This is a genomic window from Brachybacterium sp. AOP43-C2-M15, from assembly GCF_052446295.1.
Classification (GTDB): Bacteria; Actinomycetota; Actinomycetes; order Actinomycetales; family Dermabacteraceae; genus Brachybacterium.
Window position 1 is genome coordinate 281,951 of record NZ_JBQSWB010000001.1, and the last position, 25,375, is coordinate 307,325.

Annotated in this window: 31 protein-coding genes and 1 pseudogene; 25 read left to right on the top strand and 7 right to left on the bottom strand. The window is 72.4% G+C overall.

The genetic code is table 11. The annotated features are described in order from the left end of the window. The first annotated feature begins 108 nt into the window (after nt 1–108). On the top strand, nt 109–663 hold the full coding sequence (locus tag ACT3SP_RS01240; protein ID WP_444585413.1) for a hypothetical protein: 555 nt from the start codon (nt 109–111) through the stop codon (nt 661–663). 79 nt (nt 664–742) lie between these two features. Here ACT3SP_RS01240 and ACT3SP_RS01245 read toward each other — a convergent pair whose 3' ends face one another. Then, the gene (locus tag ACT3SP_RS01245) at nt 743–1,147 is read right to left on the bottom strand and encodes a hypothetical protein (protein WP_444585414.1); all 405 of its coding nucleotides are present in this window, start codon (nt 1,145–1,147) and stop codon (nt 743–745) included. 4 nt (nt 1,148–1,151) lie between these two features. Between ACT3SP_RS01245 and ACT3SP_RS01250 the strand changes: the two are divergent. The 14 genes and pseudogenes from ACT3SP_RS01250 to ACT3SP_RS01315 all read left to right on the top strand — a co-directional run. Then, nucleotides 1,152–1,196: pseudogene (locus ACT3SP_RS01250) on the top strand (hypothetical protein); the annotation flags it as partial. A 125-nt stretch (nt 1,197–1,321) separates the two neighbouring features. Next, nucleotides 1,322–1,627 (top strand): hypothetical protein, encoded by a 306-nt coding sequence (locus tag ACT3SP_RS01255; protein WP_444585415.1) that lies wholly within the window; start codon nt 1,322–1,324, stop codon nt 1,625–1,627. A gap of 57 nt (nt 1,628–1,684) precedes the next feature. Next, complete coding sequence (locus ACT3SP_RS01260) at nt 1,685–2,542, top strand: GNAT family N-acetyltransferase (protein WP_444585416.1); 858 nt, start codon at nt 1,685–1,687, stop codon at nt 2,540–2,542. A gap of 162 nt (nt 2,543–2,704) precedes the next feature. Further along, nucleotides 2,705–3,097: an SDR family oxidoreductase gene (locus tag ACT3SP_RS01265; protein ID WP_444585557.1), complete on the top strand. Its 393-nt coding sequence runs from the start codon at nt 2,705–2,707 to the stop codon at nt 3,095–3,097. Between the two features lie 301 nt (nt 3,098–3,398). Then, complete coding sequence (locus ACT3SP_RS01270) at nt 3,399–4,580, top strand: MFS transporter (RefSeq protein ID WP_444585417.1); 1,182 nt, start codon at nt 3,399–3,401, stop codon at nt 4,578–4,580. 44 nt (nt 4,581–4,624) lie between these two features. After that, on the top strand, nt 4,625–5,311 hold the full coding sequence (locus ACT3SP_RS01275; protein ID WP_444585418.1) for a DJ-1/PfpI family protein: 687 nt from the start codon (nt 4,625–4,627) through the stop codon (nt 5,309–5,311). A 123-nt stretch (nt 5,312–5,434) separates the two neighbouring features. Then, the gene (locus ACT3SP_RS01280; protein WP_444585419.1) at nt 5,435–6,571 is read left to right on the top strand and encodes a helix-turn-helix transcriptional regulator; all 1,137 of its coding nucleotides are present in this window, start codon (nt 5,435–5,437) and stop codon (nt 6,569–6,571) included. Between the two features lie 54 nt (nt 6,572–6,625). Then, complete coding sequence (locus ACT3SP_RS01285; protein WP_444585420.1) at nt 6,626–8,122, top strand: FAD-binding oxidoreductase; 1,497 nt, start codon at nt 6,626–6,628, stop codon at nt 8,120–8,122. Between the two features lie 78 nt (nt 8,123–8,200). Continuing rightward, nucleotides 8,201–8,950, top strand: coding sequence for a phosphotransferase family protein (locus ACT3SP_RS01290; protein ID WP_444585421.1), 750 nt, complete (start codon nt 8,201–8,203; stop codon nt 8,948–8,950). Nucleotides 8,951–9,135: 185 nt separating this feature from the next. Beyond that, entirely contained in the window at nt 9,136–10,773 is a 1,638-nt protein-coding gene (locus ACT3SP_RS01295) for an outer membrane protein assembly factor BamB family protein (protein WP_444585422.1), read from the top strand. Nucleotides 10,774–10,796: 23 nt separating this feature from the next. Further along, a complete protein-coding gene (locus tag ACT3SP_RS01300) occupies nt 10,797–11,351 on the top strand; it encodes a hypothetical protein (protein ID WP_444585423.1) in 555 nt (184 codons plus the stop codon). A gap of 19 nt (nt 11,352–11,370) precedes the next feature. Continuing rightward, complete coding sequence (locus tag ACT3SP_RS01305; protein WP_444585424.1) at nt 11,371–11,946, top strand: LD-carboxypeptidase; 576 nt, start codon at nt 11,371–11,373, stop codon at nt 11,944–11,946. Between the two features lie 279 nt (nt 11,947–12,225). Further along, nucleotides 12,226–13,728 (top strand): MFS transporter, encoded by a 1,503-nt coding sequence (locus tag ACT3SP_RS01310; protein ID WP_444585425.1) that lies wholly within the window; start codon nt 12,226–12,228, stop codon nt 13,726–13,728. 35 nt (nt 13,729–13,763) lie between these two features. After that, nucleotides 13,764–14,351 carry a TetR/AcrR family transcriptional regulator gene (locus ACT3SP_RS01315; RefSeq protein WP_444585426.1) on the top strand — a complete coding sequence of 196 codons (588 nt, stop codon included), beginning with the start codon at nt 13,764–13,766 and terminating at the stop codon, nt 14,349–14,351. A 71-nt stretch (nt 14,352–14,422) separates the two neighbouring features. On the opposite strand, the gene ACT3SP_RS01320 is transcribed toward ACT3SP_RS01315, so the two are convergent. After that, on the bottom strand, nt 14,423–15,187 hold the full coding sequence (locus ACT3SP_RS01320; protein WP_444585427.1) for an SDR family NAD(P)-dependent oxidoreductase: 765 nt from the start codon (nt 15,185–15,187) through the stop codon (nt 14,423–14,425). Between the two features lie 76 nt (nt 15,188–15,263). Continuing rightward, on the bottom strand, nt 15,264–15,713 hold the full coding sequence (locus tag ACT3SP_RS01325; protein WP_444585428.1) for a GNAT family N-acetyltransferase: 450 nt from the start codon (nt 15,711–15,713) through the stop codon (nt 15,264–15,266). Nucleotides 15,714–15,856: 143 nt separating this feature from the next. Here ACT3SP_RS01325 and ACT3SP_RS01330 point away from each other — a divergent pair, with 143 nt between their 5' ends. Continuing rightward, complete coding sequence (locus ACT3SP_RS01330) at nt 15,857–16,330, top strand: GNAT family N-acetyltransferase (RefSeq protein WP_444585429.1); 474 nt, start codon at nt 15,857–15,859, stop codon at nt 16,328–16,330. A gap of 223 nt (nt 16,331–16,553) precedes the next feature. On the opposite strand, the gene ACT3SP_RS01335 is transcribed toward ACT3SP_RS01330, so the two are convergent. Next, nucleotides 16,554–16,877: a hypothetical protein gene (locus ACT3SP_RS01335; RefSeq protein WP_444585430.1), complete on the bottom strand. Its 324-nt coding sequence runs from the start codon at nt 16,875–16,877 to the stop codon at nt 16,554–16,556. Nucleotides 16,878–17,028: 151 nt separating this feature from the next. Between ACT3SP_RS01335 and ACT3SP_RS01340 the strand changes: the two genes are divergently transcribed. After that, complete coding sequence (locus ACT3SP_RS01340; protein ID WP_444585431.1) at nt 17,029–18,660, top strand: outer membrane protein assembly factor BamB family protein; 1,632 nt, start codon at nt 17,029–17,031, stop codon at nt 18,658–18,660. A gap of 98 nt (nt 18,661–18,758) precedes the next feature. On the opposite strand, the gene ACT3SP_RS01345 is transcribed toward ACT3SP_RS01340, so the two are convergent. Genes ACT3SP_RS01345 through ACT3SP_RS01355 form a run of 3 tightly spaced genes read right to left on the bottom strand, consistent with a single transcriptional unit; the run spans nt 18,759 to nt 21,164 of the window. Continuing rightward, nucleotides 18,759–19,508 carry an ABC transporter permease gene (locus tag ACT3SP_RS01345; protein WP_444585432.1) on the bottom strand — a complete coding sequence of 250 codons (750 nt, stop codon included), beginning with the start codon at nt 19,506–19,508 and terminating at the stop codon, nt 18,759–18,761. Nucleotide 19,509: 1 nt separating this feature from the next. After that, nucleotides 19,510–20,259 carry an ABC transporter permease gene (locus ACT3SP_RS01350; protein ID WP_444585433.1) on the bottom strand — a complete coding sequence of 250 codons (750 nt, stop codon included), beginning with the start codon at nt 20,257–20,259 and terminating at the stop codon, nt 19,510–19,512. After that, on the bottom strand, nt 20,256–21,164 hold the full coding sequence (locus ACT3SP_RS01355) for an ABC transporter ATP-binding protein (RefSeq protein ID WP_444585434.1): 909 nt from the start codon (nt 21,162–21,164) through the stop codon (nt 20,256–20,258). Before ACT3SP_RS01355 ends, ACT3SP_RS01350 begins: the two co-directional genes overlap by 4 nt. Nucleotides 21,165–21,404: 240 nt before the next feature. On the opposite strand from ACT3SP_RS01355, the gene ACT3SP_RS01360 reads away from it, so the two are divergent. The 8 genes from ACT3SP_RS01360 (at nt 21,405) to ACT3SP_RS01395 (ending at nt 25,339) form a co-directional block, all read left to right on the top strand. After that, nucleotides 21,405–21,935: an Asp23/Gls24 family envelope stress response protein gene (locus tag ACT3SP_RS01360; RefSeq protein WP_444585435.1), complete on the top strand. Its 531-nt coding sequence runs from the start codon at nt 21,405–21,407 to the stop codon at nt 21,933–21,935. A gap of 62 nt (nt 21,936–21,997) precedes the next feature. Beyond that, nucleotides 21,998–22,174: a hypothetical protein gene (locus ACT3SP_RS01365; RefSeq protein WP_444585436.1), complete on the top strand. Its 177-nt coding sequence runs from the start codon at nt 21,998–22,000 to the stop codon at nt 22,172–22,174. Nucleotides 22,175–22,176: 2 nt separating this feature from the next. Next, nucleotides 22,177–22,569 carry an Asp23/Gls24 family envelope stress response protein gene (locus ACT3SP_RS01370; RefSeq protein ID WP_444585437.1) on the top strand — a complete coding sequence of 131 codons (393 nt, stop codon included), beginning with the start codon at nt 22,177–22,179 and terminating at the stop codon, nt 22,567–22,569. Continuing rightward, nucleotides 22,566–23,114, top strand: coding sequence for a DUF6286 domain-containing protein (locus ACT3SP_RS01375; protein WP_444585438.1), 549 nt, complete (start codon nt 22,566–22,568; stop codon nt 23,112–23,114). Before ACT3SP_RS01370 ends, ACT3SP_RS01375 begins: the two co-directional genes overlap by 4 nt. Before the next feature lie 11 nt (nt 23,115–23,125). Beyond that, nucleotides 23,126–23,788: a hypothetical protein gene (locus ACT3SP_RS01380; protein ID WP_444585439.1), complete on the top strand. Its 663-nt coding sequence runs from the start codon at nt 23,126–23,128 to the stop codon at nt 23,786–23,788. Further along, a complete protein-coding gene (locus ACT3SP_RS01385) occupies nt 23,785–24,399 on the top strand; it encodes an RNA polymerase sigma factor (protein ID WP_444585440.1) in 615 nt (204 codons plus the stop codon). Before ACT3SP_RS01380 ends, ACT3SP_RS01385 begins: the two co-directional genes overlap by 4 nt. Before the next feature lie 5 nt (nt 24,400–24,404). Then, nucleotides 24,405–24,950: a hypothetical protein gene (locus tag ACT3SP_RS01390; RefSeq protein ID WP_444585441.1), complete on the top strand. Its 546-nt coding sequence runs from the start codon at nt 24,405–24,407 to the stop codon at nt 24,948–24,950. Next, nucleotides 24,947–25,339 carry a hypothetical protein gene (locus tag ACT3SP_RS01395; protein ID WP_444585442.1) on the top strand — a complete coding sequence of 131 codons (393 nt, stop codon included), beginning with the start codon at nt 24,947–24,949 and terminating at the stop codon, nt 25,337–25,339. The genes ACT3SP_RS01390 and ACT3SP_RS01395 overlap by 4 nt, the downstream gene beginning before the upstream one ends. Nucleotides 25,340–25,375 lie beyond the last annotated feature (36 nt).

Consider the following 25,375-nt stretch of genomic DNA (forward strand, 5'->3'; position numbering starts at 1 on the left):
CGGGAGCCGTTCACCGCGCCCCGCTGCGCTCCGGCATGCCGCACCCCACACCCCCACGGTGGGAACGACGCTGCGGGCGGGCGATGCTCCAGGAGGCATGATCGAAGGATGAGTCCCGAGCGCTGCGTCTTCCATGCCCGGACGACCCACAACGCCGGCGCACACGAGCTGCAGCCTCTCAGTGCGCTCGAGCGGACGGACCCTCGTGCCTTCGCGGCCGCGATCGCCAAGTACGACGACACCCCGGAACGCCGACGGCTCCGGGACACATGGATCCCCGGCCTCGAGGCGACGTGGACCGAGGTGATCTTCCTGTCTCCCGTCCAGCCGCGCGCGATCTGGGAGGCGTGGCGCACCATCGCCGGCGTCGAGCTGCCCGCGCAGGAGTTCTGGGCGATCCCGGTCGAGGACCTCGGCCCCGCAGTCGTCTTCGACCGGCACCTGAGCAGCACGGGCGATCCGATCGAGCCGAGGGAGATCGATGTCCTCGACGTCGCGGCCTACCGCTCCTCGGACGCGACGACGCCGCGGAATGCCCGATGGATCGACGAGCTCGCGAAGGCGGGCAAGCGCGGGGCCTGGTTCAACGGGACACCGCACGTCCTGACGAAGGACCCCGTTCCGCTCCACTCGGCAGAGGTGATCGACTGGCGGGTGCCGTGAAGGACTTGCGTCAACTGGGCAGACCGAGCGGGTGACCGCACGTCACGAGTCGCGCCCTGACCGGCACCGGATCTCGCATCTACCGACACCCATCGAACAGCTCGTTCAGATCGCGCTGGTACTGCGCGATCAGGTTCGGATCGGTGGCCGCCACCTGGCGCCCGATACGCGCCATCGCCCCCTCGAGCGACCTGGAGCCGGGTCCGCCATCCCCCTGCACGATGACGGGTCCGACGGCCTGATAGGCGGGCTCGGTGTCGCTGCGTCCGTCCCAGCGACCGATCGTGAGGCCGAGGCTCTCCAGGGCCGCATCGTGGGTCGCGTCGGCCAGGACCCAACGGCCCTCGACATGGACCTGCACCGCCGTATGGATGTCGGTGCGGAAAGAGAGACGGCGCTGCACGTCCACCAGGTCAGGCAGCTCGTATTCCCACGAGACGGGAATCGGCCGACGGGAGCTCCCGATCAACTGCGATGTCTCCACGCCGTTGACATGGATCGGTCCCGGTGCCGCCGCCGTCGACCTGTTCCTCGACGTCCTGGTCCGCCGTGATGGCAGCTACCAGGTCGTCGATCAACCAGAGTTCGACGATGCCTGCTCGCGGCAGCTCATCTCGAGTGCTGAGGCACTCCACGCAGAGGAGGGCCTCAGCCCGACGTGGGATCAGGGCGTCGGCAGAACTCTCATGGCGACCTCGCCTACACGGACCCGAGCTCCGTCGACAGCAGCTGCTACGACTCCGCCATCGACGCCGGCGCGCGCTCCTGGTTCAAGGAGGAGGCCGTGAACCTGCTGCACATTGCACGGCATGACACGTTGCTCCTGGACCGGCATCAGGTGCCCTGGGTCGAGCTGCGGACGGACCACCCGGGACGCATCGTCTACGAAGACCCGGTACAGGTGGTCGCTGTCCCCTTCGTCCACGAGGAGCACCGGCCCTTGCGAGCAGCACCGCCCGCGTGATCGCCCGGCAGTCGAAAAGCGGTTGACCCCTCACGACCGGGATCCGAGCATGGCGAGATGCTCATGACGTCCGCGGACATCGATCACCAGGCAGTTCTGGACTTCATCGTCCACCAGCAGCAATGCCCCGAGACGGCGTGCGCGTACCTCGGCACGGACGCCTCGGACATTCGCGGCGATCTGGAGGAGCTGGACCAGCACTGGCTGGAGACCGTCCGCGTCTCCGTCTCCGCAGACGGCCGGATCCTCGGCGCGGCCGTCATCGAGTGGGACGAGGAGCTGGACCGTTCCTGGGTGCACGGCCCCTGGGTGGAGGAGGACGCCTGGCCGACCGCGGGCCCCTCGCTGCTCGCGGCGGTGACGGCGCAGGCGCCGGTCTCCGCCCACGAGATGTACGCGGACGTCAGCAACCGCGGCATGGCGCAGCTGGCGGACGAGTGCGGGTGGCAGGCAGGGGAGACCAACTTCGAGTACCTCCGCACCACCCCCGCACCGGCCGGAGCATCTGCTCCCGGCATCCGACCGGTCACCAGCGCGGACGAACCCGCCGTCCGTGCGCTGCACGATCAGGAGTTCCCCGGAACCTATGCGTCGGCGTCCGAGCTCCTCGACCCCGACAGCCGCTACTCCACCCTGGTCTTCGCGCCGGAGGGGACGGTGCTCGGGTACGTGGCCTCGCAGCTGCAGACCGACTCCACGGTGTACGTGGACTTCGTCGCGGTAGATCCCGACGCGCGCCGGAAGGGCATCGGAGAACGCCTGATCAACGGCGCCCACGAGAGCTCGGGCCGGGACAGGATCGCCCTGACGGTCGATGAGAACCGTCCCGCGGCACGGGCGTTCTACGCCTTCCTCGGTTTCGAGCTGACGGCCACCACCCGGCCCTATCGACTGCGCCCTCAGTCGAGGCGGTGACGAGTCGGCCAGGTCGTACGAGTTGCCACGCGGGCTCCGCACGCTGCGGGACCACGGTCTGCGAGAAGCACTCGGCCTGCAGCGTGAGGACGCTGCCGCTCGCGCAGTCACGCTTCTCGCTGACGATCCCGGCAGCGTCCGGGAGGGGGAGCGACAGGGAACATCGGTCGGGTCGCCGAGCTCACGCGGGAGGATCATGCCGACGCCCTCGCCGTGAAGATGCTCGGGCAGCTCGGCGTGGTCCGCCACGCCTTCGAGCACCTGAACGACGGCGGCTCGGTCACGCTCACCTCCGGGGTCCTCTCCCGGGAGCCGATCGCGACGGCCGCGGCCGCAGCAGCCGCCGACGGGGCGATCGAGTCGTTCGCGATCACGGCCGCGACCGAGGCACCGCGCGGGATCCGTCTGAACGTCGTCTCCCCCGACGTGCTCGAGAACTCGCCGCAGCTCCATGCGATGTTCCCCGGCCACCGCCCCGTCACCGACGGCGAGGTGGCCCGCGCCTACGTCCGCGCGGTCGACGGCGTCGGCACGGGGCGGACCATCACCGTCTGAGACGCGTCACCGGTGCCGACCATCGCGCCGTGCTCTCCACAGTGGAGCTCCACGAACAGGAAGGCGAGGAACCGTGGATCGTCGCGGTCTGCGAAGAGCTCGGGGAAGTCCTCCCTCGCCCCCGGCGAGACTCCCGGCTCCCGCACGTCGGCGATGGTGAAGCCCGGATAGTCCGTGAGGCCCCGCCGCACCGGGCCGTCGCCGGGTTGCGGAGGCGGGCCGCACCCGCCACGATGACTGTGTAAGCCGATTCCTCAGTCCGACCTGTCTGACGGCTTGCCGCTCCAAGGTGCGGTGACCCATGTCGGCTCTGACCAGCTATCGGCAGCTCTTCCTCCTTCCCGGCGCGGGACGATTCTTCGTCCCTGCCGCTCTCGCGCGGCTCGGCGTCTCGATGCAGGGCCTCGCCATCCTCTGGGCGGTCCACGGCGCCTCCGGCTCGTTCGCGGTGGCAGGCCTCGTCTCGGGTGCCTTCGCGATCGCGGAGGCCGTGCTCGCCCCGCAGGTGGCGCGCTTCGTGGACAGCCACGGGCAGCGCGCGGTGGCCACCGCGCAGCTTCCGGTGTTCGCTCTCGCCTCGTCACTCCTGATCCTCGCCGTCTCCCGCGATCAGGAGGCATGGATGTGGATCCTGGCCAGCGCCGTCGCCGGCGTCTCCTGTCCTCAGATCGGTTCCCTCGCCGCCGCGCGATGGCGGCAGCTCACCGGCGGCTCCGCTCAGGTGTCCTCCGCGCTCGCCCTCGAGGTCGCGGTCAACGAGATCACCTTCATGCTCGGCCCCGTCCTCGTGACGACGCTCAGCGCCGCAGCCCATCCGTCGGCAGGTCTGGTGCTCTCCGCGGTTCTGGTGCTGCTGTTCGCGACCATGCTGGTGACCTGTCGAGACTCCGAGCCTCCTCGCCAGCCGCGAGGGCCAGGTCTGGTGCTCGATGCGCGCCTCGTCCGCAGCACGTTCCTGCCGTTCGTCGTGCTGCACCTGCTGCTCGGCCTCTACTTCGGCGGGATGGCGCTCTGTCTCACAGCGGCAGCGCTGTCGTGCGGCGCGGGCGCGTTCGCGGGCCTCATCGCGGCGGGCGGGGGCGCGGCGAGCCTGCTCACCGGTCTCCTCCACGGTGCCTCGCCCCGGCTCGGGGCAGCGCCGGCGATGATCGGCGGGTCGGCCCTGCTCGCCGTCACGTGTCTCGCATTGGGCCTGACGCAGGGGTTCGTGCCGCTCGTCCTGCTGACCGTGCTGGCGGGCGCCTGCATCGCCCCGATCGTGATCCCCGCAGCGGTGACGCTCCAGCAGGAGACGCCGCGCTCCCTCTATGTCCAGGCAGTCACCTGGACCGGGTCGGCGAGCGCGTTGGGGTCCGCCGTCGCGGGCCCGCTGGTCGGCCGTCTCGTCGATCAGGTGTCCCCGCAGGCGGGCTACCTCGCCCTGGCGATCGTCGTGGGCGGCCTGACTCTGACCACGGCGGCCTTCCCCCGGGCACGTCGGTGAACCGCGTACGCGCGCGATCCGCGACTCTCGGCGATACTGACCCCGTGAGCATCGACGTCGTGGCCGTGCTGTTCCCGAACGTGACCCAGCTGGACCTCACCGGTCCCGTGCAGGTGTTCTCGCGCCTGCCCGACGCACGGGTGCACCTGGTCTGGCGGGACACGGAGCCCGTGCTCACCGATGCGGGCTTCTCGATCGTGCCGACGACGTCGTTCGAGGACGCTCCGCAGGCCGATGTGCTCCTGGTGCCGGGCGGTCAGGGGGCGTTCGACCTCCTCGACGACGAGGAGGCGGTGGACGTCGTGCGCCGACAGGCCGCGAGGGCACGGTTCGTCACGAGCGTGTGCACGGGAGCGTTCGTGCTCGGTGCGGCCGGTCTGCTGACCGGTCGTCGCGCCACCACGCACTGGGGCTCGCACTCGATGCTCTCCCTGCTCGGCGCGATCCCCGAGCGGGCGCGGGTCGTGCGGGACGCGGAGCTGGTCACCGGCGGCGGAGTCACCGCCGGGATCGACCTCGCGCTCGCCGTCGCCGCGGAGCTGTACGACCCCTCGACGGCGCGCGCTGCGCAGCTGGCCCTCGAGTACGATCCGCGGCCGCCGTTCGACGCCGGGCATCCCGATCGCCCCGAGGCCGACGCCGACCAGGTCCGCGACACGATCGCCGCCGCGCACGCACTTCGGGAGCCCGCCGTCCTCCGGGCCGCTCAGCGGCTCGAAAGGGACCGGTGACCCGAGGGCGAGGCCGCAGGACCGTCCGGTCCGGGGAGACAGCCCGAGCCCGGACCGCCACCGCATAGCAGGCGCTACAAAAATCAATTGCACTGTGCGCGAAGGCATGCTGATACTTCCTGGATGCTCACTGCGGAGCCGGACCTGTCGCCGGATCTCGTGCGCCGTCGGCGCGACGAGCTGATCCGGCATGCCGCGGGAGCCGGCACCGTGATGGAGGTGTTCGCGCACGCCGCTCGCCGACTGCCGCGCCTAGTGCCCTACGATGCCGCGGCCTGGGTGATGGCCGATCCGGCCACCGGGCTGCCGGGAGCGCCCGGCCTGCTGGAGAACCTCGACGGCCCCGTGCCCGCAGGGGCTGGGACCGCGCCTGTCGATCCCGGCTCCCCCGCGCGCCTCCGCCGGGACTCCCGACCACCGGGATCCGCGGGCGAGCTGCGGGTGGTGCTGCGCGCCGGCGCCATCCCGTGGGCGATGGTCACCCTGTGGCGCCACGAGGAGCGTGAGCCCTTCACCGCCGCCGAGACCGACCTGGTGGGAGGGCTCGCGGAGCCTCTCGGCGAGGCGGTGCGCACGGCGGTGCGCGCGACCCTGCGCCTGCCCGCGGGCGATGACGCCCCGCCCGGGGTCCTGACCTTCGACCCGGACGGCCACCTGCTCTCGGCCGATGACCATGCCGTCGGCCGCCTGGAGGAGCTGCCGCGACTGGACCTGGTGCCCACCGGTTTCGGCCTCGCCCTCCCGGTGTGGCTGCTGCTCACCGCGGCCCGCTCGACACGGGCGCTGCACGCCGGCGAGGACGGCACCGCCCGTGCCCTGGTCCCGTCCGAGCGGGGCCGGTGGACGGTCTGCCGGGCCACCACCACCCGCGATGCGGAGGGAGCGCCGGCCGGGACCGTCGTCGTCCTCGAGACGGCCGGTCCCGCGACGATGGCACCGATCATCGCCCAGGCCTGCGGGCTCACCGAGCGCGAGCAGGAGATCGCGCTGCTGATCGCCCGCGGGGCCGGCACCGCGCAGATCGCCCGGTCCCTGTTCCTGTCGAGCCACACCGTGCGCGACCACGTGAAGTCGGTGCTGCACAAGGTCGGCGTCAGCAGCCGGGGCGAGCTCGTGGCCGCGCTCTACACCGAGCAGGGAAGCCCGGCCGCCCCGCGCAGTGCACGCCCGGACGGCGAGTCGCTCCCCCCGCACGGCGGCCCGCCGCGGCCGGAGGGATCCCCCGATCGAGGGATGGCGGCGGCCGTCGGGCACCACTGAGATGAAGGGGCACGGCGCGATCGCGCCGGCGAGAGACCACGACGAGGTGAGAACGTGACCGAGCACGACGACCGCACAGACCCTGAGAGCCCCTCCCTCGACCGCCGGACGCTGCTGCGCGCGGGCGGCGCGCTGGGCGCCGCCGGCGCCGTCGGCACCACCGGAGCCCTGAGCGCGGCACCCGCCATGGCGGACGGCGGCGGCCGCGGCGGGAAGGAGCACTGGCTCCGCCCCGGCGACGAGGGCTACGAGGAGGCGCTGGCCGGCTTCAACACCACCGTGACGCACCGGCCCGAGGCCGTGGTGCTCGCGCGGGATGCCCGCGACGTGCAGGAGGCGGTGCGCTACGCGGGGCGACACGACCTGCCCGTGGCCGTGATGGCCACCGGCCACCAGGCCTCCGTCCCCTCCGACGGCGGGATCATGGTCTCCACCGCCGGGATGGACGGCATCCATCTGCGCCCGTCGCGGTCCTCCGTGCACATCGGTCCGGGCGTGCGGTGGGGCCGTCTCGCCCGGAAGGCGCATCGTCACGGGCTGGCCGGCCTGGCCGGCTCCTCGACGGACGTGGGAGTGGTCGGCTACACCCTGGGCGGCGGCCTCAGCCCGGCGCTCGGTCGCCTGCACGGCTACAACGCGGACCATGTCACCCGGTTGGAGATCGTCACCGCCGACGGGGAGCTGCGCGAGGCCACCCCGGAGTCGGAGAGCGACCTGTTCTGGGCCGCCCGCGGCGGCAAGGGCAACTTCGGGATCGTGACCTCCATGGACTTCGGCCTGTTCGGCGTGCGCACCCTGTACGCCGGCGCGCTGATGTACGCGGCGGAGACCGCCCCCGAGGTGCTGCGGGCGTGGCGCGACTGGGCGGCCGCGGCGCCCGAGTCCGTGACCACCTCGGCCGCGTTCGTGCAGGTCCCGCCCGATGCCCCGCTGCCCGAGCCCGTGCTGGGGAAGCTCGTGCTGAGCGTCCGCGTCTCCCATGTGGGCGACGCGGACGAGGGAGCGGCCCTGGTGCGGCCCCTGCGCACGGTCGCGCCACGACTGGCCGACACCGTGCGCGAGATGCCCTTCACCGACTGGGGGCAGATCCACAACGATCCGGAAGGGCCGATCTCCGCCTACGAGCGCACCACACTGCTCGGCGAACTGCCCGACGAGGCGATCGACTCGATGATCCACCTGGCCGGAGCGGACTCCGACTCCCCGATGGGGCTGGTGGAGGTGCGCCAGCTCGGCGGGGCACTGGCCCGGGAGCCGGAGGTGCCGGGCGCGATCGGGCACCGGGAGGCGGCGTTCACCTACTTCGCGATCGGCATGGCACCTCCCGGGGACGTCGAGGAGGTGCGCGAGTACGGGGTCCGGCTGATGGAGGCGATGGGGCCGTGGAGCACGGGCGGCGCCTACGTCAACTTCCTCTCGGCGGACGAGTCCGACGTCGAGGAGGTCCGCCGTGCCTACACCCCGGAGGTCTACGAGCGCCTGGTGTCGATCAAGAGCGACGTGGACGGCGACAACATGTTCCGCGTGAACCACAACATCCCGCCCGGGTGAGGGAGCCCGGGACGCGGCCTCCGCGCCTCCCGGGAAAATCCGGCGACACCGGCGACGGCTCCTGCCAGCATGGCGTCCATGGAGGAGGTCGAGGTCGTCGTCGCCCACAGCGCACGTGCGACGCTGCGCGTCGGCGAGGTGTACCTGAAGGTCGACGGCGACGCGGCCAACGCCGGGATCGAGGCGCGGGCGATGGAGCTGGCCCCCGTCCCGACCCCCCGGATCCTCTGGCACGAACCGCCCGTGCTCGCCATCGCCGCCGTGCCCGGCACGGCGCTGGGCACGCTCGGCGGGCCGTCGACCGCCTCCCCTGCCGCCTGGGCCGCGACAGGTGCCGCGGTCCGGGCCCTCCACGACGCGCCGCCGCCCCCGTGGGAGGGGACGTCGCCGGAGGAGGTGAGGGAGGAGCTCGATCGCGAGTGCGCGTGGCTGCTCGAGAACGCCGCCCTGCCCGCCGACGTCGTCCGTCGCAACCGCGAGATCGCGGACGCAGCGCTCAGGCCGTGGACGCCGAGGTTCATCCACGGCGACCTGCAGATCGCGCACGTGTTCGTCGATGACGACGACGAGGTCGCCGGCATCATCGACTGGTCAGGGGCCGCCCCCGGCGACGCGATGTTCGACCTGGCCACCCTGACCCTCGGGCACGAGGAGCAGCTGGAGCCGCTCCTCGCCGGCTACGGGGACGGGGCGGACCGGGAGGTCATCCGCGCCTGGTGGTCGCTGCGCAGCCTGACGGTGTCCCGCTGGCTGATCGAGCACGGCTTCGATCCGGACGCCCCCGGCTGCGAGTTCGACGTGCTGCGAGCACGGATGGCGAATAGCTGACCAGCCCTCAGGGCCCAGAAGAGGAGACCTGCGGCGGCGACCGGGCGGAGCACGGCGGAGGCGCGGCTCCCTGTGCTGCGACGGAGGGACCGGACCGCCGGGAGGAGGATCGCCGCGCCGAGCATGCGCCCTCGAGGATGCCGCGCAGATGTGACGTGCACCTCATCGGGCTACGATGATCCGCGATGAGGGGAAACAGCGAGGACACGAAGGCCGCGGGCACCGCGCCGAACAGCGACGCCTCGAGCCGCCGGGGACGGCCGTGGGCACCCTGGGCAGCCGGTGCAGGCGGCGTGGTCCTGGTGGTCGTGCTGGTGCTCGGCGCGGCCCGACCGGACTGGGCCGCGAAGTGGTGGGACGGCTCCGGTCTCGATTGCGGCCGGGGACTGTCCACGGCGGACCGGGAGGACCTCGCCTCCGTCTGGGCGGCCTGGGGCGACGGCGACCACGAGCCCGCTGAGGACCACGAACTCGAGGATCACCGCACCCACATCGAGGAGCTTGCGGCGCAGCTCGACGCGGAGCCCGTGGGTGAGATCGCGACCCAGACGACGATCGCCGGACCGGACGGGTCGCAGGAGGTCGTGAGGGTATATGCCGAGGCCCAAGACGAACTGATCCGGACCGAGCTGCACGGGGAGGACGGGCTGCACCGCTTCGCCGCGATCGACCCCACCTCCGGCGCCCCGGCATGGCATTGGGACCTCGACGAGGGGCGCGACAGCTGGGTGGAGCAGCACGGCGAGCACCTGGTGATGGTGAACCGGATCGAGCGGCGCCACGACGAACGCCCGGACGCCCACTGGACGGACATGCTCAGCCTGGATCCCGCGACAGGCGACCGGCAGGGATGCCACCGCGTCACGGGCTCACCAGGCTATGGCTCCGGCAGCACTGATGCCGGACTGGTGGTGGACACCGAGAGCCGGGACTTGATGGCCGCCGAGGAGGAACAGGACGTCCAGGAACAGGACGAATGGACACGGACCATCCAGCAGGTGGCCCTGCCGACGTTCACCGAGGGATTCGAGCGCACGCTTCCGCCGCAGGAGTTCGAGTCACTCTCCGGCTTCGCAGACCGCCGACCGCATGCCCTGGTCACGCTGCCGGGCGGCTTATTCCTCACCTACTCCTCCCTCTTCGCAGGCAATGGGACCGACGCGCTCACGAGCGCGCGGCACGGTCTCGACTTCCCCACCGACACCGTCCCGGTCGAGGCGTTCAGCATGGACACCGGGGAGTCCCTGTGGTCCCACGGAGAGCCCGGCGACCGCATCGCCTTCGTCTCCGGCGTGCAGGGAATCCCGGGCGACGCCTCCGGAGTGCTGCTGGCCGAGCTCGGCGAATTCGAACCCTCCGCAGACGATCCCGAGCTCGGAACCTCCACGGTCACCTTGCGGATGCTCGATGCGGAGGGAGAACAGCTCTGGGATGCCGATGGCGCAGACGTCGGCGCCGATTTCGCCGCCGGCGCCTCCGGCGCCCATTATCTGCGAGCCCTGGGGGATGTGATCCTCGTGCACACCGCACCGCACGAGGTCACGGCCCTCGACGCGGCCACCGGGGAGGAGCTGTGGAGCATCGGCGGGACGGAGGACGAGCCCCAGGCCCTCTGGCTGTACGAGGCCATCTCCCTCGACGGGAACCTCTTCCTCCCCGGCCACCCGAACAACTACATGGTCGACGCCCGCACCGGCGAAGCCGACGATGACCTGGCCACCACGATGATCGACGCCCGGATCGAGGACGTCAGCACCCTCGGCGAGGACATGCTGCTCGTGACGACCCTGGACTACGGCCACGTGATCCTGCAGAAGCGATGAGACGGCGCCGGCTGCCGGGGGCGATGGCATCGATCCTGCTCCTGGCCGGCTGTGTGACGCTGCGGGACTCCCGCTCCGAGGGCGAGGAGCGCCCCACCCCACCCGCCAAGGACGTGGTGGACGGGATCGAGACCTGGGACCTCGCACAGCGACCCCGCGCCGCGGACGTCGGACTCGACGGCACGTCACGGGTGCAGATCCATGAGACCCGCGAGCCGCGGACGATCAGGCTGCTGCTGCCCGAGGAGGCGACCGTGACGTTCGAGGCACGGCTGCTCACCGTCCAGCTCCTCTCCGGCACCGACGACGAGGAGTTCACGGTGAGCGCACGCGGGGCCACCGTCGAGGCCGATGCCCTCACGACCCAGCTGCGGGATCTGATGCAGCAGCTCGGCCTGCCCGTCGATGCCGTCGACGCGTTCCGCGAGGAGATCGCCGCCGCCCCACCGGACCAGACGGAGAGGATCCGCTTCTCCTCCCCTGCTGCCACGTTCGGGGAACTGATGATGGGTGTCCAGGCGAATCTCTCCCCGATCGCCGGTGGTGGTCGCTTCCAGCTCGGGGTGACCTGGTCCTGAGGAGACAGCGACGATCACGGTGCCCGAGGCCGCCCCCGGGGACAGGGTGGCGGTGCTCGCCCCTGCCTTCGCGGCGCCGGCCGTCTCCGCGGCCGTGCACGAGCAGGCGATGCAGCGCCTGCGGGAGCTGACCGGGCTGGTGCCCGTCGAGTTCCCGACCACCCGACAGCTCGGAGCGAGTGCGCAGGCGCGCGCTGCGGACGTGACGGCCGCCTTCGCCGATCCCACTATCCGAGCGGAGATCGCGACCGTCGGCGGGGACGACCAGATCACCCTCGCGCCCCACCTCGACCGTCAGGTCATCGCCGCGAGCCCGAAGCCGTTCCTCGGGTACAGCGACAACACGGATCTCCACAACCTGCTGTGGTCGCTCGGGAGCGCGCCGGCCTCCGCGATCCAGAAGGCCTCCACCCCCGCGAGCACCTCCTCCGGGGTCCAGGGCTCGAGCTCGACGGTGTCCGGAACGAGGACGGGGACCACCCCCAGGGCGGCCGGCGCGTCGGTGTCGACCGTCGCCGGGGAGATCACGGCGATCCGTTCGGGCCGGGCCTCCAGCGTGGTGGAGCCGACGGCGGTCTCGAGCTCGAACGGGTAGTCGGTGGCCCCCTCGACGGCGGGAAGCGCACCACGCGTCTCCCCCCTCGGCGCCGCCTCCCGCGTCGGAGGCGCCGGGGCCCGCGCCGCGCTGGACGCGCTGCTGGCACCGCTCGGCGGGGAGCACTTCTCGTTGCGCGCGCCCCGCCATCCTGCGGCACGCTGATCCCTGGCCACGCGCCCACGGGCCGGGCTGTGGCGCGCGACGCACCGCCTTGACCCTCGTGCGGATGATCCTCAAAACTGTACCGGCGCGACGGTTTAGTTCTTAGGAGAGGCCATGAGCGACGTGATGACCCCTGCGCGCCGATGGGCGGCCCTGGCGGTGCTGGTGGGGGCGGTGCTGCTGCTCGCCATCGACGCGACCGTGCTGTACCTCGCCGTGCCCTCTCTCACCGCGGATCTCTCACCCACGGCGACGCAGGTGCTGTGGATCGGGGACATCTACTCTCTGGCGCTCGCGGGCCTGCTGGTCACGATGGGGAACCTGGCGGACAGGATCGGGCGCAGGCGACTGCTGCTGATCGGGGCCACGGCCTTCGGCGCCGCCTCGGCACTGGCCGCCTTCTCCCCCTCGGCGGAGGTGCTGATCATCGCGCGTCTGCTGCTGGGCATCGCGGGGGCGACGATCATGCCCTCGACCCTGTCCCTGATCCGCAGCATCTTCACCGAGCCGGTCGAGCGCACGCGGGCGATCGCCCTGTGGTCGGCCGCCGCGGCCAGCGGCATCGCGCTGGGACCACTCGTCGGCGGGGCGCTGCTGGAGAACTTCTGGTGGGGATCGGTCTTCCTCATCAACCTCCCGGTCATCGCCCTGGTGCTGGTCGGCGGCGCCCTGCTGCTGCCGGAGTCGCGGAATCCGCACCCGGGCAGGTTCGACCTCGTCTCCAGCCTGCTCTCGATGCTCGCGATCGTCCCGCTGGTCTACGCGGTCAAGCAGCTCGCCGCCGGCACGGGCGGCACCGACGCGGTGCTCGCGATCCTCGCCGGCGCCATCGGCGGCGTGCTCTTCGTTCGCCGCCAGCGCCGGGTGGAGGCACCGATGATCGAGGTGGAGCTGTTCCGCAACCCGGCTTTCACCGGGGCGGTGCTGGTGAACTTCACCTCCGTCTTCGCCCTCAGCGGCGTGCTGTTCTTCTTCTCCCAGTACCTGCAGCTCGCGCGCCACCTCAGCCCGCTGCGCGCCGGAGTGGCACAGCTGCCCGCGGCACTCGCCGCGATGGCGGCGGTGCTGGTGGTGGGCCTGCTGCTGACGCGACTCGGCCGTGGTCGCGCCATCGCGGTCGCACTGCTCACCGGTGCACTGGGCCTCGGGCTGCTGGCGCTGCTGGAGAGCAGCGAGCAGCTGATCTGGGTGCTGCTCGCCCTCGTGCCCCTCGGCCTCGGCATCGGGATCTCGGAGACGCTCAGCGTCGACGCCGTGGTCTCCGCGGTGAAGCCGGCCAAGGCCGGGGCCGCGGCCTCGGTCGCCGAGACCGCGTACGAGCTCGGCGTCGCCCTCGGCATCGCGATCCTCGGATCGATCGTCACGGTCGTCTACCGCTCCTCCCTGAACCTCCCGGCGGACATCCCCGCCGACGCCGCGACCCGGGCGCAGGACTCCCTGGCGGCCGCCGCCGTGGCTCTCGAAGGCCACGATGTCGCCCTGGCCTCCGCGGAGCACGCCTTCGTCTCGGCGATGCAAGTGACCACCATGGCGGCGGGCGGGGTCATGGTGGTCGCCGCGATCATCGCCGCGACCCTGATCCCGAACGCCCGCACCGCCGTCCCGCGCGAGCACTGAGCCTGCCGGGCACCAGGATCGGGGAGACTGGAGGCATGGCACGCACAGCTGGGCGCAGTTCCGCCGACACCAGGCGCCTGATCCTGGACACCGCCGCCCGCGTGGTCGGCCGGTCCGGCACGGCGGTGCCGGTGTCGGAGATCGCCGCGGCCGCCGGGATCTCCAAGGGCGGTCTGCTCTACCACTTCCCCACCAAGGAATCTCTCCTGTATGCGCTGGGGGAGGACCTGATGTCCCAGTTCCGCGAGCAGGTCCGCCTCCGGGCCGAGGAGGAGGGCGAGCCGGCCCGAGGCCGGCTCACCCGCGCCTACATCCGGGTCAGCTTCGCCGATGCCGCGGACTTCACCCGCCAGCGGGACGCGATCTCGCTCGCCGCCCACCTCATGTTCGAGCCCGAACTGGAGAAGCTCGCCCAGCAGGACGCGCAGCAGTGGCGCGAGGAGCTGCTCGAGGACGGGCTCGACCCGGCGGTGGTCCGTCTGGTGATCGCGGCCGCCGACGGCAGCGGCAGCGCTCCCCTCTGGGGCGCCATCCTCGACGGCGCCGACCGGGACCTCCTCGAGGAGCAGCTCATCGCCCTCACCGTCGCACCGGACACGGCGGAGGCTCCCGGTCCCCCCTGACCCCTGCCCTCGCCCGCGGACGAGGGCAGGGGCCGGGCCGGCGTGCGCGGGACGGGGCGGGGCCGGCGAGCTCAGAGCGGACGCGTGATGCTGAGGCCCCCGTCGACCGGCAGGACATGCCCCGTGATCCAGGAGGCGTCGCCCGAGCAGAGGAAGGCGATGGCGGCCGCGATGTCCGAGGGCTCCCCCACGCGCTGCAGCGGATACTTCGCCGCGAGGTGGTCCGGTCCGCCCTGGGCGTCCCAGACGCGGGTGCGGACGGTTCCCGGGGCGACGCCGTTGATCCGGACGCCACGCGGCCCGTACTCGACGGCGAGGTTCCGGATCACCGGCACGAGGGCCGCCTTGGCGGCCGAGTACGGCTCGCTCCCCAGGGTCAAGGACGCGTTCACCGAGCTCACGATCACCGCGGACGGGCCCCGCGGGCTCTTCGCCAGCTGCGGCAGTGCACGACGGAGCGACCGCACGGGGCCGAGCAGGTTCAGCTCGTGCATGGCCCGCCACGTCCCGTCCCCCGACTCCTCGAACGTCCCATGACCGGTGTCGCCGCCCGCGACGTGGACCAGGGCGTCGATCTGCACATCCTGCGCGAGGATCGCGGCGACGGCCTCGTCGACCGAGTCCTGGTCCAGGACGTCCACCTCGAGGGCGAGGTGGCCCGCACCGGGGAGCTCGGCGGCGGCGCGCACGGCGTCATCTAGATCCAGATCGGCGACCAGCACCCTCCCGCCCTCGGCAGCGAGGCGATGCGAGGTCGCGAGTCCGATCCCGGTCGAGGCGCCGATCACGAGCAGGGTGCGGTCCCGGAACCTGGCGTGCCGCGTCGTCTCGTCCATATCAGGAGACTACGGGGCACGGGGCCGTCGGCGGCACCGACTCGGTCCGTCGCGCGCCGACCCCCGGGGCTGCGCCTCAGCGGAAAGGGCGCTTGAAGTAGGTCGCGGATTCCTCGTAGCCGATCGACCGGTAGAAAGCACCGGCCCGCCTGGTCGCCAGCGCCATGTAGGCGATGTCGTCGGTCTCCCGGGCCCACTGCTCGGCGGCGTCCATGAGGGCTCGTCCGCAACCGGTCCCCCGCTCCGAGTCGCGGACCATGAGCTCCTCGACCCAGCCGATCGCCCCGTCGGCGTGGAACGCCCGGTGCGTGAGGACATGGACGTATCCCACCAGGGTGTCACCATTCACTGCGACCAGGATCGCTGAGTGCGGGTCATCCACCACGGAACGTAGGGTCACCCTGAACTGCTCCCTCGTGGGGCGGTAGGACGTGGCCAATGCGTCGGCGAGAGGCCATAGTCCAGTTTCGTCGGCGATCGTCGCCGTTCGAACGGTCGGGCCGGGCGCGGTGTCGTCGGGATCCATCGCCGGACGATATCCCGACAGGACGATCCCGGGAGTGCCCCGGCCGCCGACGGCGTCCGCGCGGACGATGCCACCGCGCGCAGGGCGGGAGGGGAGCCCGGAATCGACATGCGCCACGGCATCGCGCGCTCTACGGTGAAGGAATGCCCGCCCCACCGCCGCCCGCCCTGGCCATCACCCCGGCCTCGGATGCCGAGTTCACCCTGCTCGAGCGCCTCCTGCAGCTCTACCTCCACGACTTCTCCGCGCACACGGGGGACGACGTCGACGACCAGGGGTCGTTCCACTACGCCTGGCTGGATGCGTACCGGGTCGAGCCGGACCGCCATGCCCTCCTCGTCCGCGTGGAGGGCCGTCCCGCCGGGTTCGCTCTGGTCAGGAGCGGTGAACCGACTCGGATGGCGGAGTTCTTCGTGCTGGCGAAGTATCGCCGCCACGGCGTGGGGACCGCCGCCGCCCGCGAGCTCTTCCGGAGGTTCGCCGGCGAGTGGTCGATCACCCAGCTCGCCACGAATCGGGCCGCTACCGAGTTCTGGCGCCGGGCGATCCCTGCCTCGTTCGACGAGCGGACCTGGGCGGACGGGCGCGTGGAGCAGAGGTTCACGAGCGCGCCGTAGCGCCGGTCACCTCTCCGGCCACTGCTCAGGTGCTCGTGGGCAGGGTCCCGGGCTGCCAGTCGGCGTCGGGCTCGTCCACCGCATGACCGTTTCGTCGCCGTCCGGCCGAGCGACCAACTGCACGCCCGTGGCGTCAGCGGGCAGGAAACCCTGGAAACGGAACGACTCCCCGATCTCACCTGCGCCCTCCCTCCGGGCCGCGGCGCCTCGCCCCGGTCCTCGCTCAGGACTGCCTCCCGGCCCGGCGTCGACGGTCGAGGAGCTCGAGGATCCCGGCCGCGCCCAGCAGGGCGGATGTCCAGACCAGGGCTCCGACGAGGGCCAGGAGCGGGAGGATGATCACGCCGTACTGCATATCGGCGACGAGCCAGGCGCCGGCGACCAGAGCCCAGCCGAGGAGACCTGCGCCGGTGATGACGCGGAGGAGCGCGGCGCCCTGGCTCCCCGACCGTCGGCGCCGGGCCAGGACGGCTTCCACCAGGATGACGGCGCCGAGGACGAGCAGGATCAGCGGCACAGCGATCATGGCCAGCGCGGCGACCTGCATGGCGCTCGCCCCCCTCCCCCGTCAGCTCGCTCCTCCGCGCTCACCGCCCCGGAGGAGGGATCCAGGATACGGCGGTGCCGCCGACCTGCTGCCCGGCGGGTCCGCGCACGCCCCGTGTGACCCACGCCGCAGCACGCTACGATGATTCGCCATGACCGGCCGCAGCGACGTCACGGACCACCCCGACGCCACACCCGCCGAGCCGAGCCCGCAGGGTCCTCGGCGCCGGCCCTGGGGGCCGTGGGCGCTCGGCGCCGGGGGCGTGCTCATGGTGGTCGTCCTGGTCCTCGGTGCGGCCCGCCCGGAGTTTGCCATGAGGTGGTGGGACGGCTCCGGCCTCGACTGCGGCCGCGGTCTGTCCCCGGGAGATCCGCAGGACCTCGCCTCGCTCTGGGCGGCCTGGGGCGAGGGCGAGCACGAGCCTCAGGACGACCTCGATATCGAGGACCACCGGGCCCACGTCGAGGAGCTGGCCCGACAGCTCGACGCCGAGCCCGTGGGCGAGATCCCCCGACGGTGGACGACGTCGACGGAGGACGGCCGGAGCGTCGAGGCCAAGGTCGAGGCGGTGGCGCAGGGCGAGCAGATCCGGGTGTCCGTGCGCGGCGGCAGCGGGGAGGAGGCCGTGCGCCGCATCGCCGCGATCGACCCCGCCACCGGGGATCCGGCGTGGCACTGGGACCTGGACGAGGGACACGACGCCTGGGTGGAGCAGCACGGTGAGCACCTGGTCCTCGCGAACCGGATCGTGCGAGGGCACAACGTCTTCGAGGGCGATCTGTGGACGGACATGCTCAGCCTGGATGCGGCGACCGGCGAGAGGCAGGGGTGCCACCGCTTCGCGGGCTTCCCGGGCTACGGCGCCGGCAGCACCGATGCCGGCCTCGTGGTCGGCACCGAGTCATGGAACCCGATGGTCGCCGACGAGGAGCAGGAGGTCGGGACACGGACCATCCAGCAGGTGACCCTGCCGAGGTTCTCCCAGGGCTTCGACCGCACCCTGCCGTCTCTCGAGTACGAGTCCTTCGAGGGCATGACCCGCAGCCGCCCCCAGCCGCTGGTCACGCTGCCGGGAGGGTTCTTCCTCACCTATGCCTCAGCCCTCGCCGACGGCGGCAACGACGCCTTCGGGAGCGCGCAGAACGGGACGGACTTCCCCGCCGACACGACACCGGTCGAGGCCTTCAGCATGGACACCGGGGAGTCGCTGTGGTCCTACGGCGAACCCGGCGACAGGATCGCCTTCGTCTCCGGGGTGCCCGGGATCCCCGGCGAGGCCTCCGGGGTGCTGCTGGCCGAGATCGGCGAGTTCGAGCCCTCCGAGTCCGACCCGGAGCGCGGATCCTCCTCGGCGACCCTGCGGATGCTCGATGGTCAGGGGGAGCAGCTCTGGGAGGCTCCCGCGGCCGACATCGGGGAGGCCCTCGGCGGCAGCGACGGCGAGAGGTACCTGCGGGTCCAGGGCGACGTGATCCTCGTGCACACCGCGCCGCACGTGGTCACGGCCCTCGATGCGGCCACCGGGGAGGAGCTGTGGAGCATCGACGAGTCCGATGCGGGGGAGCCTCAGCGGCTCTGGCTGATGGAAGCCGTCGATGCCGACGGGAAGCTGTTCCTGCCCGGCTCCGGGCGGGAGTACATGGTCGACGCACGCACCGGGGAGCACGACGACGAGCTGGCCGGCGCGATGGTCGACGCCCGCGTCTCGGACATCAGCGCCGTCGGCGAGGACATGCTGCTCGTGCAGACCCGGGACTACGGCCCCGTGCTCCTGCAGCAGTGAACGGGGCGGGCCGCTGCTGCCGGGAACGCCGGACTCCGGCCGGCTCCTGGACCGGGGGTTCCTGCGAGGGTCCGGCGGCACCGGGCCGCCCGCCGGGCTCAGAGACGCGTGTCCCGTCGGTCCAGGACCGTCGCGCTGGCGAGGAGGAGCACCACGGTGAGGATCCCGCCGGCGACGAGGATCCGGGCGACGTCCGCCCCGGCGACGGCCCCCGAATCGACCAGTGACCCGGTGCCCAGCAGGGCGGTGCGGGTCGCGAGCGCGTAGGGCGAGACCAGGGCCGGCTCCCCCACTGCCATCAGCGCGGCAGTGGAGATCCCCGCAGCCACCAGGGCCACCGCGACCGGACCGGCGAAGGAGCGCAGGAGCATCGACAGCGCGGACTGCGCGACCGCGACGGGCACCGTCGCGGCGATGAGCAGCGCGGTGATGCCGAGGAACCGTGCGGGGACCGGGAGGGGGAGCCCGAAGGCGAGGGTCCCGACCACGGTGACGGCCACGAGCAGCACGAGCTGCATGATCGCGGCGAGGCCGGCGACCACGGCGGCCTTCGCGGTGACGATCTGCAGGCTGCTGCGCGGACCGCTCATGAGCGCGTTCCCGTTGCTCCCGCGGTGCTCGACCCGCCAGACGAGCGAGCCGAGGATCGCGACACCGATCGCGAGGGGGAACAGGCCGTAGAACCCGATGGACTGCAGCCAGACGGTGTCCCAGCCGTCCTCGAGATCCCTGCCGTCGGTGAGGCGGGTGATCGCCCCGGCGAGGGCCAGGGAGACGGGCAGGAGCACCACGATCGGCCAGGCCAGGGAACGCCTGAGCTTGAGGATCTCTGCGGTGAGGGCACCCATGTCAGGCCTCCTGTCGGTCGAAGCGATGGGTGAGGACGGCGAACAGCACCGCGGCGACCACCCCCAGCACCACGATGCCCGGGACGTCGATCGGCAGCGCGCGGAGCACCTCGCCCTCATAGCCGGCGGCCTGGGCGAGCGCGTAGTGACCCCACGGGGTGAGGTGGGCGGCCCAGGGGGGCAGGCCCTGGGAGAAGATCGCCATGATGCAGCCGAGCACGCCCACGCCGAGGGCCACCAGCTGGTTCTCGACCCGGGCAGAGAGCAGCACGTGCAGCGCCAGGACCACGAGGTTCACCACCAGAGTGCAGACGGTGCACACGACCCACCGGCCGAGCGGGGCCGGGGCGCCGAGTCCCAGCAGGGTCACGCCGAGCAGGAGCACGATCCCGCTGCCGGCGATCGTCGCCGCGGTGACGACGAGGCCGAGGGCGAGCAGCTTCACCCGGCACACCCTTCCCGGGCTGATGCCGGAGGTGGCCTGCAGCAGCCACCCTCCGCCCTGGTGCTCGAGGTCGACCTGGCGCGAGGCGAGCACGGCCAGCAGCAGCGGCGAGATCAGCGGGACCCCGAAGGACATGCCGGCCAGCAGCCCGTACCAGGCCCGCAGGGAGCCGGGGTCGAAGTCCGGGCTGGTGAGCACCGCGATCAGGGACAGGGCCACGATCGCCACGACCATGGTCGTGGCCGTCAGGCCGATGCGCAGATGCCGCATCTTGGCGAACTCGTTGTGGAGGATCCGCGCTCTCACAGCCCATCTCCCTCGGTCAGGGACATGAACACGTCCTCGAGCGTCTGCTCGGAACGGCGCACCCCGTGGACCCCGACGCCCGCTCCCACGAGCGCGGCGACCGCCTCGGCGGTGCGTCGGTCGTCAGGCCCGGGGAGCACCAGCTCGCCCTCCTCGGCGAGGCGGGCACCGAACGGGGCCAGCGCCGAGACGGCGCCGCGGGGATCCGAGCAGGCGATGAGCACGTCCGGGGTGGAGGCGGCCATCAGCTCGGAGCGGCTGCCCTGGAAGATCATCCGGCCACCGGAGAGGATGCCGAGCACGGTCGCGGTGCGGTCGATCTCGCCGAGCAGGTGGGAGGACACCATCACGGTCGTGCCGTCCTCGGCGAGACGGCGCAGCAGACGACGCATCTCCTCGATCCCCGCAGGGTCGAGCCCGTTGGTGGGCTCGTCGAGGATGAGCAGTCGCGGCCGGCGGGCCAGGGCCATGGCGATGCCGAGGCGCTGCTTCATGCCCAGGGAGAAGTCGCGGACTCTCTTGCCCATCTGGTCCTGGAGGCGCACGGCGCGGACCGCCTCGTCGACCTGCCGGTGGTCCAGGTCGAGCATGCGGCGCACCAGGTGCATGTTCTCCGCGCCGGTGAGGTGCGCGTAGCCGGGGGGCGCCTCGATGAGGGAGCCGATGGCCGGCAGCAGCGTCCGACGGGTCCGACGGGTCATGGGCTCCCCCATGATCCGCACCTCGCCCGCGGTGGGACGGATCAGCGAGAGCAGCATCTTCATCGTGGTGGACTTCCCCGCCCCGTTGGGGCCGAGGAAGCCGTACACGCTGCCGGCCGGCACGCGCAGGTCGAGGTTCTCGACCACGGTGCGCGTGCCGTAGCGCTTGGTCAGATTCTCGGTGGCGACGATCGTGGAGGACATGGCTCCACGCTCCCGATCCGGAGCCCGTCCGTCATCGCCCCGCGGGACCATCCCCTCCTGCGACCTGAGGACCACCCCGGCGACCACGTGGCACGCTCCCGCACCTCCCGCGCCTCCCGCGCCTCCCGTATGTGGCGCAGACCACATGCGATCCTCGTGAGGATCTCCCGCCTCGCGACGTCTCACAGATGTCAGCATCCGCAGGCACCGGTCGTCCCGGGCCATCTCGAAGGAGCACACATGTCCGACGCATCCATCCCCCAGACCGGCCAGCAGAAGGAGCGCGAGGCGGCGCAGCGCGCGGCCGAGCAGCAGGAGGCCCGCGAGCAGCAGCAGGTCGCGGTGCAGGAGAAGACCCCGCGCGGTCCCCTCCAGACCAGCCGCGGCGTGACCACCCTCGACGAGACCGTGGTCGCCAAGATCGCCGGCATGGCCGCCCGCGAGGTCCCCGGCGTCTTCGACATGGGCAATGCCGTGCGTCGGGCGTTCTCCGCGGTCACCGACCGCATCCCCAACGGCCAGACCAACGTCACCGGCGGCATCGGTGTCGAGAAGGGAGAGACCCAGGCCGCGGTCGACGTGACCGTGGTGGTGGACTACGGCGCCTCCATCGTCGAGGTCGGCAACGCCATCCGTCGCAATGTCATCGACCAGGTCGAGGGCACCACCGGTCTCGAGGTCATCGAGGTCAACGTCAACGTCGTCGACGTCCACCTGCCCGGCGAGGACGACGAGCCGGCCACCGAGCAGCGCAGCACCGACCTGAAGTGATCACTCGCGCGCAGGACGGGCGCGGCACCGTGCCCGTCCTGCACCACGATCGAGGAGTCGTCATGAAGACATCGCAATTCGCCCTTCTGGTGGGCCTGCTGCTGGGCGCCATGCTGGCCTTCGGCACGTTCAGCCAGTTCTTCCTGGTCCTGGTCTTCGCCGCGATCGGCCTCGCCGTCGGCATGACGATCGAGGGTCGCATCGAGATCCGGGGCCTGACCGATCGCTGGAGGCGGTGACGATGCCCGCCGCCCACGGCACCACGGCCGCCACCGCCCCGACGGAGAGCCGGGGCACCACCAGCATCCCCGCCCAGGTCGTCGCCCGGATCGCCGAGCAGGTCGCCTCCGAGGTCCCGCACATCGGGTCGGACGCGGGCGGAGTGCTCGGCGTCGGGGCCCGGCGCGACTTCGCCTCCCGCCCCTCGGCCGAGTGCGACCTGTACGGGAGCACCGCGGTCCTCCGCCTCGACGTCGGCGTCGACTTCCCCGCGCCGCTCGCCCCCGCGCTGACCGCGCTGCGCGAGCACGTGCACGAGAGGGTCGAGCACCTGACCGGCCTGGAGGTGGGGCGCCTCGACGTCAAGATCTCCTGGCTGAACCCTGCGACCCGGGGACGGAGGACCCTGCGATGACGACCACCCCTCGCCGACTGGATCGGCGCCCCTCCCGCAGCATCCCCGTGGGCCTGCTCGGCGCCGTCGTCCTGACCGCCGGCGTCCTCGGGGCGTGGCTGCTGGGCACCCTCCTGGTGGACGGCTCCTGGCCGGCCTCCGCCCGCAGCGGCCTCGACACGGTCGGGGCCCTCCGTCTGGACTCCGCCCCGGTGCTCGCTGCGGCCGGCGTCCTGGCCCTGCTCGGCCTGCTCATGCTCCTGGCCGCCCTGCTGCCGGGGTCGTCCTCGCGCAGTCGCGTGCTGGACGGCGACGTCCCCGGCCAGACGGTCGTGTCGCGGCGCGACCTCGCGCGCCGCGTGAAGCTCCGCGTCGAGCGCGTCGACGGCGTGCACAGCGCTCGGGCGTCCGTCTCCCGGCGACGCGTCGACGTGGTCGCACGCACGGTCGTGGACGACGCGGAGTCCGTGCTGCGCGCCGCCCGCACCGCCGCCGAGCAGTCCGTCGCCGAGCTCCGACCCGCCAGCACCCCCCGTACCCGCGTGCGGGTCCAGCGGATGAACTGAGAGGAGAGATCATGCGCACCGTCTCCGGACCCCGCAACCGCCTGATCCTCGTACTGGCTTCGCTTCTCGCCCTGCTCGCAGCCGCCTGGTCGGCCTCCGCCTCCCTGGGTCTCGCCGATCGCTGGCCGGCCGCCGAGGCGGTCCTCCCCCACGGCGACTCGACCCCGGCCACCCTGGCCGCGGCCCATCAGCAGTGGCTCCTGCCCCTCGCCGTCGTCGCCACCGTGCTCGCCGTGCTGATCGGCCTCTGGCTGGTGCTGCTCCAGATCCCCTCCCGCCCGGTGACCGCGCCCCTGCGCTTCTCCGACGACGACGCCGTCCTGCTCGGCACGCTCGAGCCCGCGGTGCTCGAGCGCGCGCTGTCCGAGCACGTCGAGGAGGTCTCCGGGGTGCTCGACGCCTCGGTGCAGGTGTCCTGCTCGACCCGCGCCCCCTGGGTGCAGGCCTCGGTCACCATCGCGGAGGACGCGGAGACCGGATGGGCGGCGCAGTCCGTCCGCGAGCGTCTCGCCGAGGACGTCCGCACCGTCCTCGGCGTCGAGGCGCAGCAGGTCGACCTGCTGCTGCACCTGCGTTCCTCGGCCGCGCCCTCGCGCGCCGTGGTCGGAGAACGCGACCGCGGCCCCTCCGCCCGTGAGGAGGCCCCGGCCGCTGCCGGGACGGCCCTCGCATGACGACCGTGACGCCCGCTCCGGAGACCTCCGCGGAGGAGCGCGCCCTGATCCTGCGCGCGCAGGACGGCGACACCGCCGCCTTCGAGCAGCTGGTCGACCTGCATCAGGGCCGCCTGTTCCGGATCGCGTTCATGGTGGTCGGCGACCGCCAGGACGCGGAGGACGTGGTCCAGGAGGCCCTGGTGCTGGCCTGGAGGCGCCTGCACCTGCTCGAGGAGCCGGATGCCTTCCGGGGCTGGGTCGCCCAGATCTGCGCGCGCCGCGCGACCGACGTCGTCCGTCGCCTGGCGCGCCGCGCCACCTCCGCCGCGGCCGACGAGGACCTCGAGGCGGGCTCCGACGGGTCCGCGGACCGCTCACAGCTGTACCCGAACAGCTCCACCGCCACCGATCCGTCCACGACCGCGCTGGTCAACGCCCAGATGGCCGCGCTCGCCCGCATCCTGCGCTCGATCGACCCCGCGCAGCGCACCTGCTGGGTGCTGCGGGAGATCGACGGGATGTCCTACCGCGAGATCTGCCGCGTCGTCGACGCGTCGGAGCCGACGGTGCGAGGCAGGATCGCCCGCGCCCGCGCCCAGATCGTCCGAGAGATGGAGGAATGGAGGTGAACCCCATGCCCGACCCGGACCAGGACCATCCGGTCCCCGAGGAGGATGCCGCCACGCAGCGGTACCTCGACCTGATCCGATCCCTGCACAGCGAATGGGACGAGCTGGAGGGCGCCGGCGACAGCTCGGTGCAGCTCTCCGCCGGAGCGCTCTCGACCATCAAGGAGTCGGTGCGCGCCGATGCCCGCCACGGCGCGCACGTGCACATGCCGCCCACGCCCGTCGGTCCGTTCACCGTCTCCGAGCTGACCCTGCGCACCCTGGTGCGGCGGGCGATCGACGCGGTCCCCGACGCCCGGTCGCTGCGCACCGTGTTCGAGTACGAGGAGCTCCCGTCCTCGACGCGCACCCGGGGGACGCCCACCCGGGCCGTCTGTCGGGTCTCCGCCCGGCTCGGCACCCCGGACCTGCCTGCCCTGGCCGACGAGGTGCGCGCCGCGGTGCGCCGCGCCTGCGAGGTCGAGCTGGGCCTGCCCGATCTCGTCGTCGACCTCCACATCGAGGATCTCCACGACGCCGAGGACCGCCCTGCCCCCCGAGGAGCGTCATGAGCACTGAGGACCACCAGCGCGTCGAGAACCCTGTGCACGCCGCGGCGGCCCGGACATCGACCGCCGACGCCGCCGCGCTGATCGACGTGGTCACCGCCGTGCCCGGTGTGATCGGCCTCGAGCCCGGGGTCGCGACGACCCTGCGCACGCTGGACGCGCGCCTGCGCCGCTCGGACCCGTCCGCCTCCCGCTACGGGCTCGTGATCGACCGGGACACCGGGGACGTGACCGTCGAGATCGCCGTCCGCGGTCCGCTTCCCCTGCGCAGCACGGTGGAGGAGGTCCAGCGCACCGTCCGGAGGGCGATGGGCGATCGCGCGGCGGCGTCGCCGCAGGTGCTGGTGCGGGTGCAGTCCCTCGGGACGGCCGGAGCGCCCGGCACCGTCTGAGCGGGGCCGGTCGGGCCGTGCTCGTCGTCGGACCCG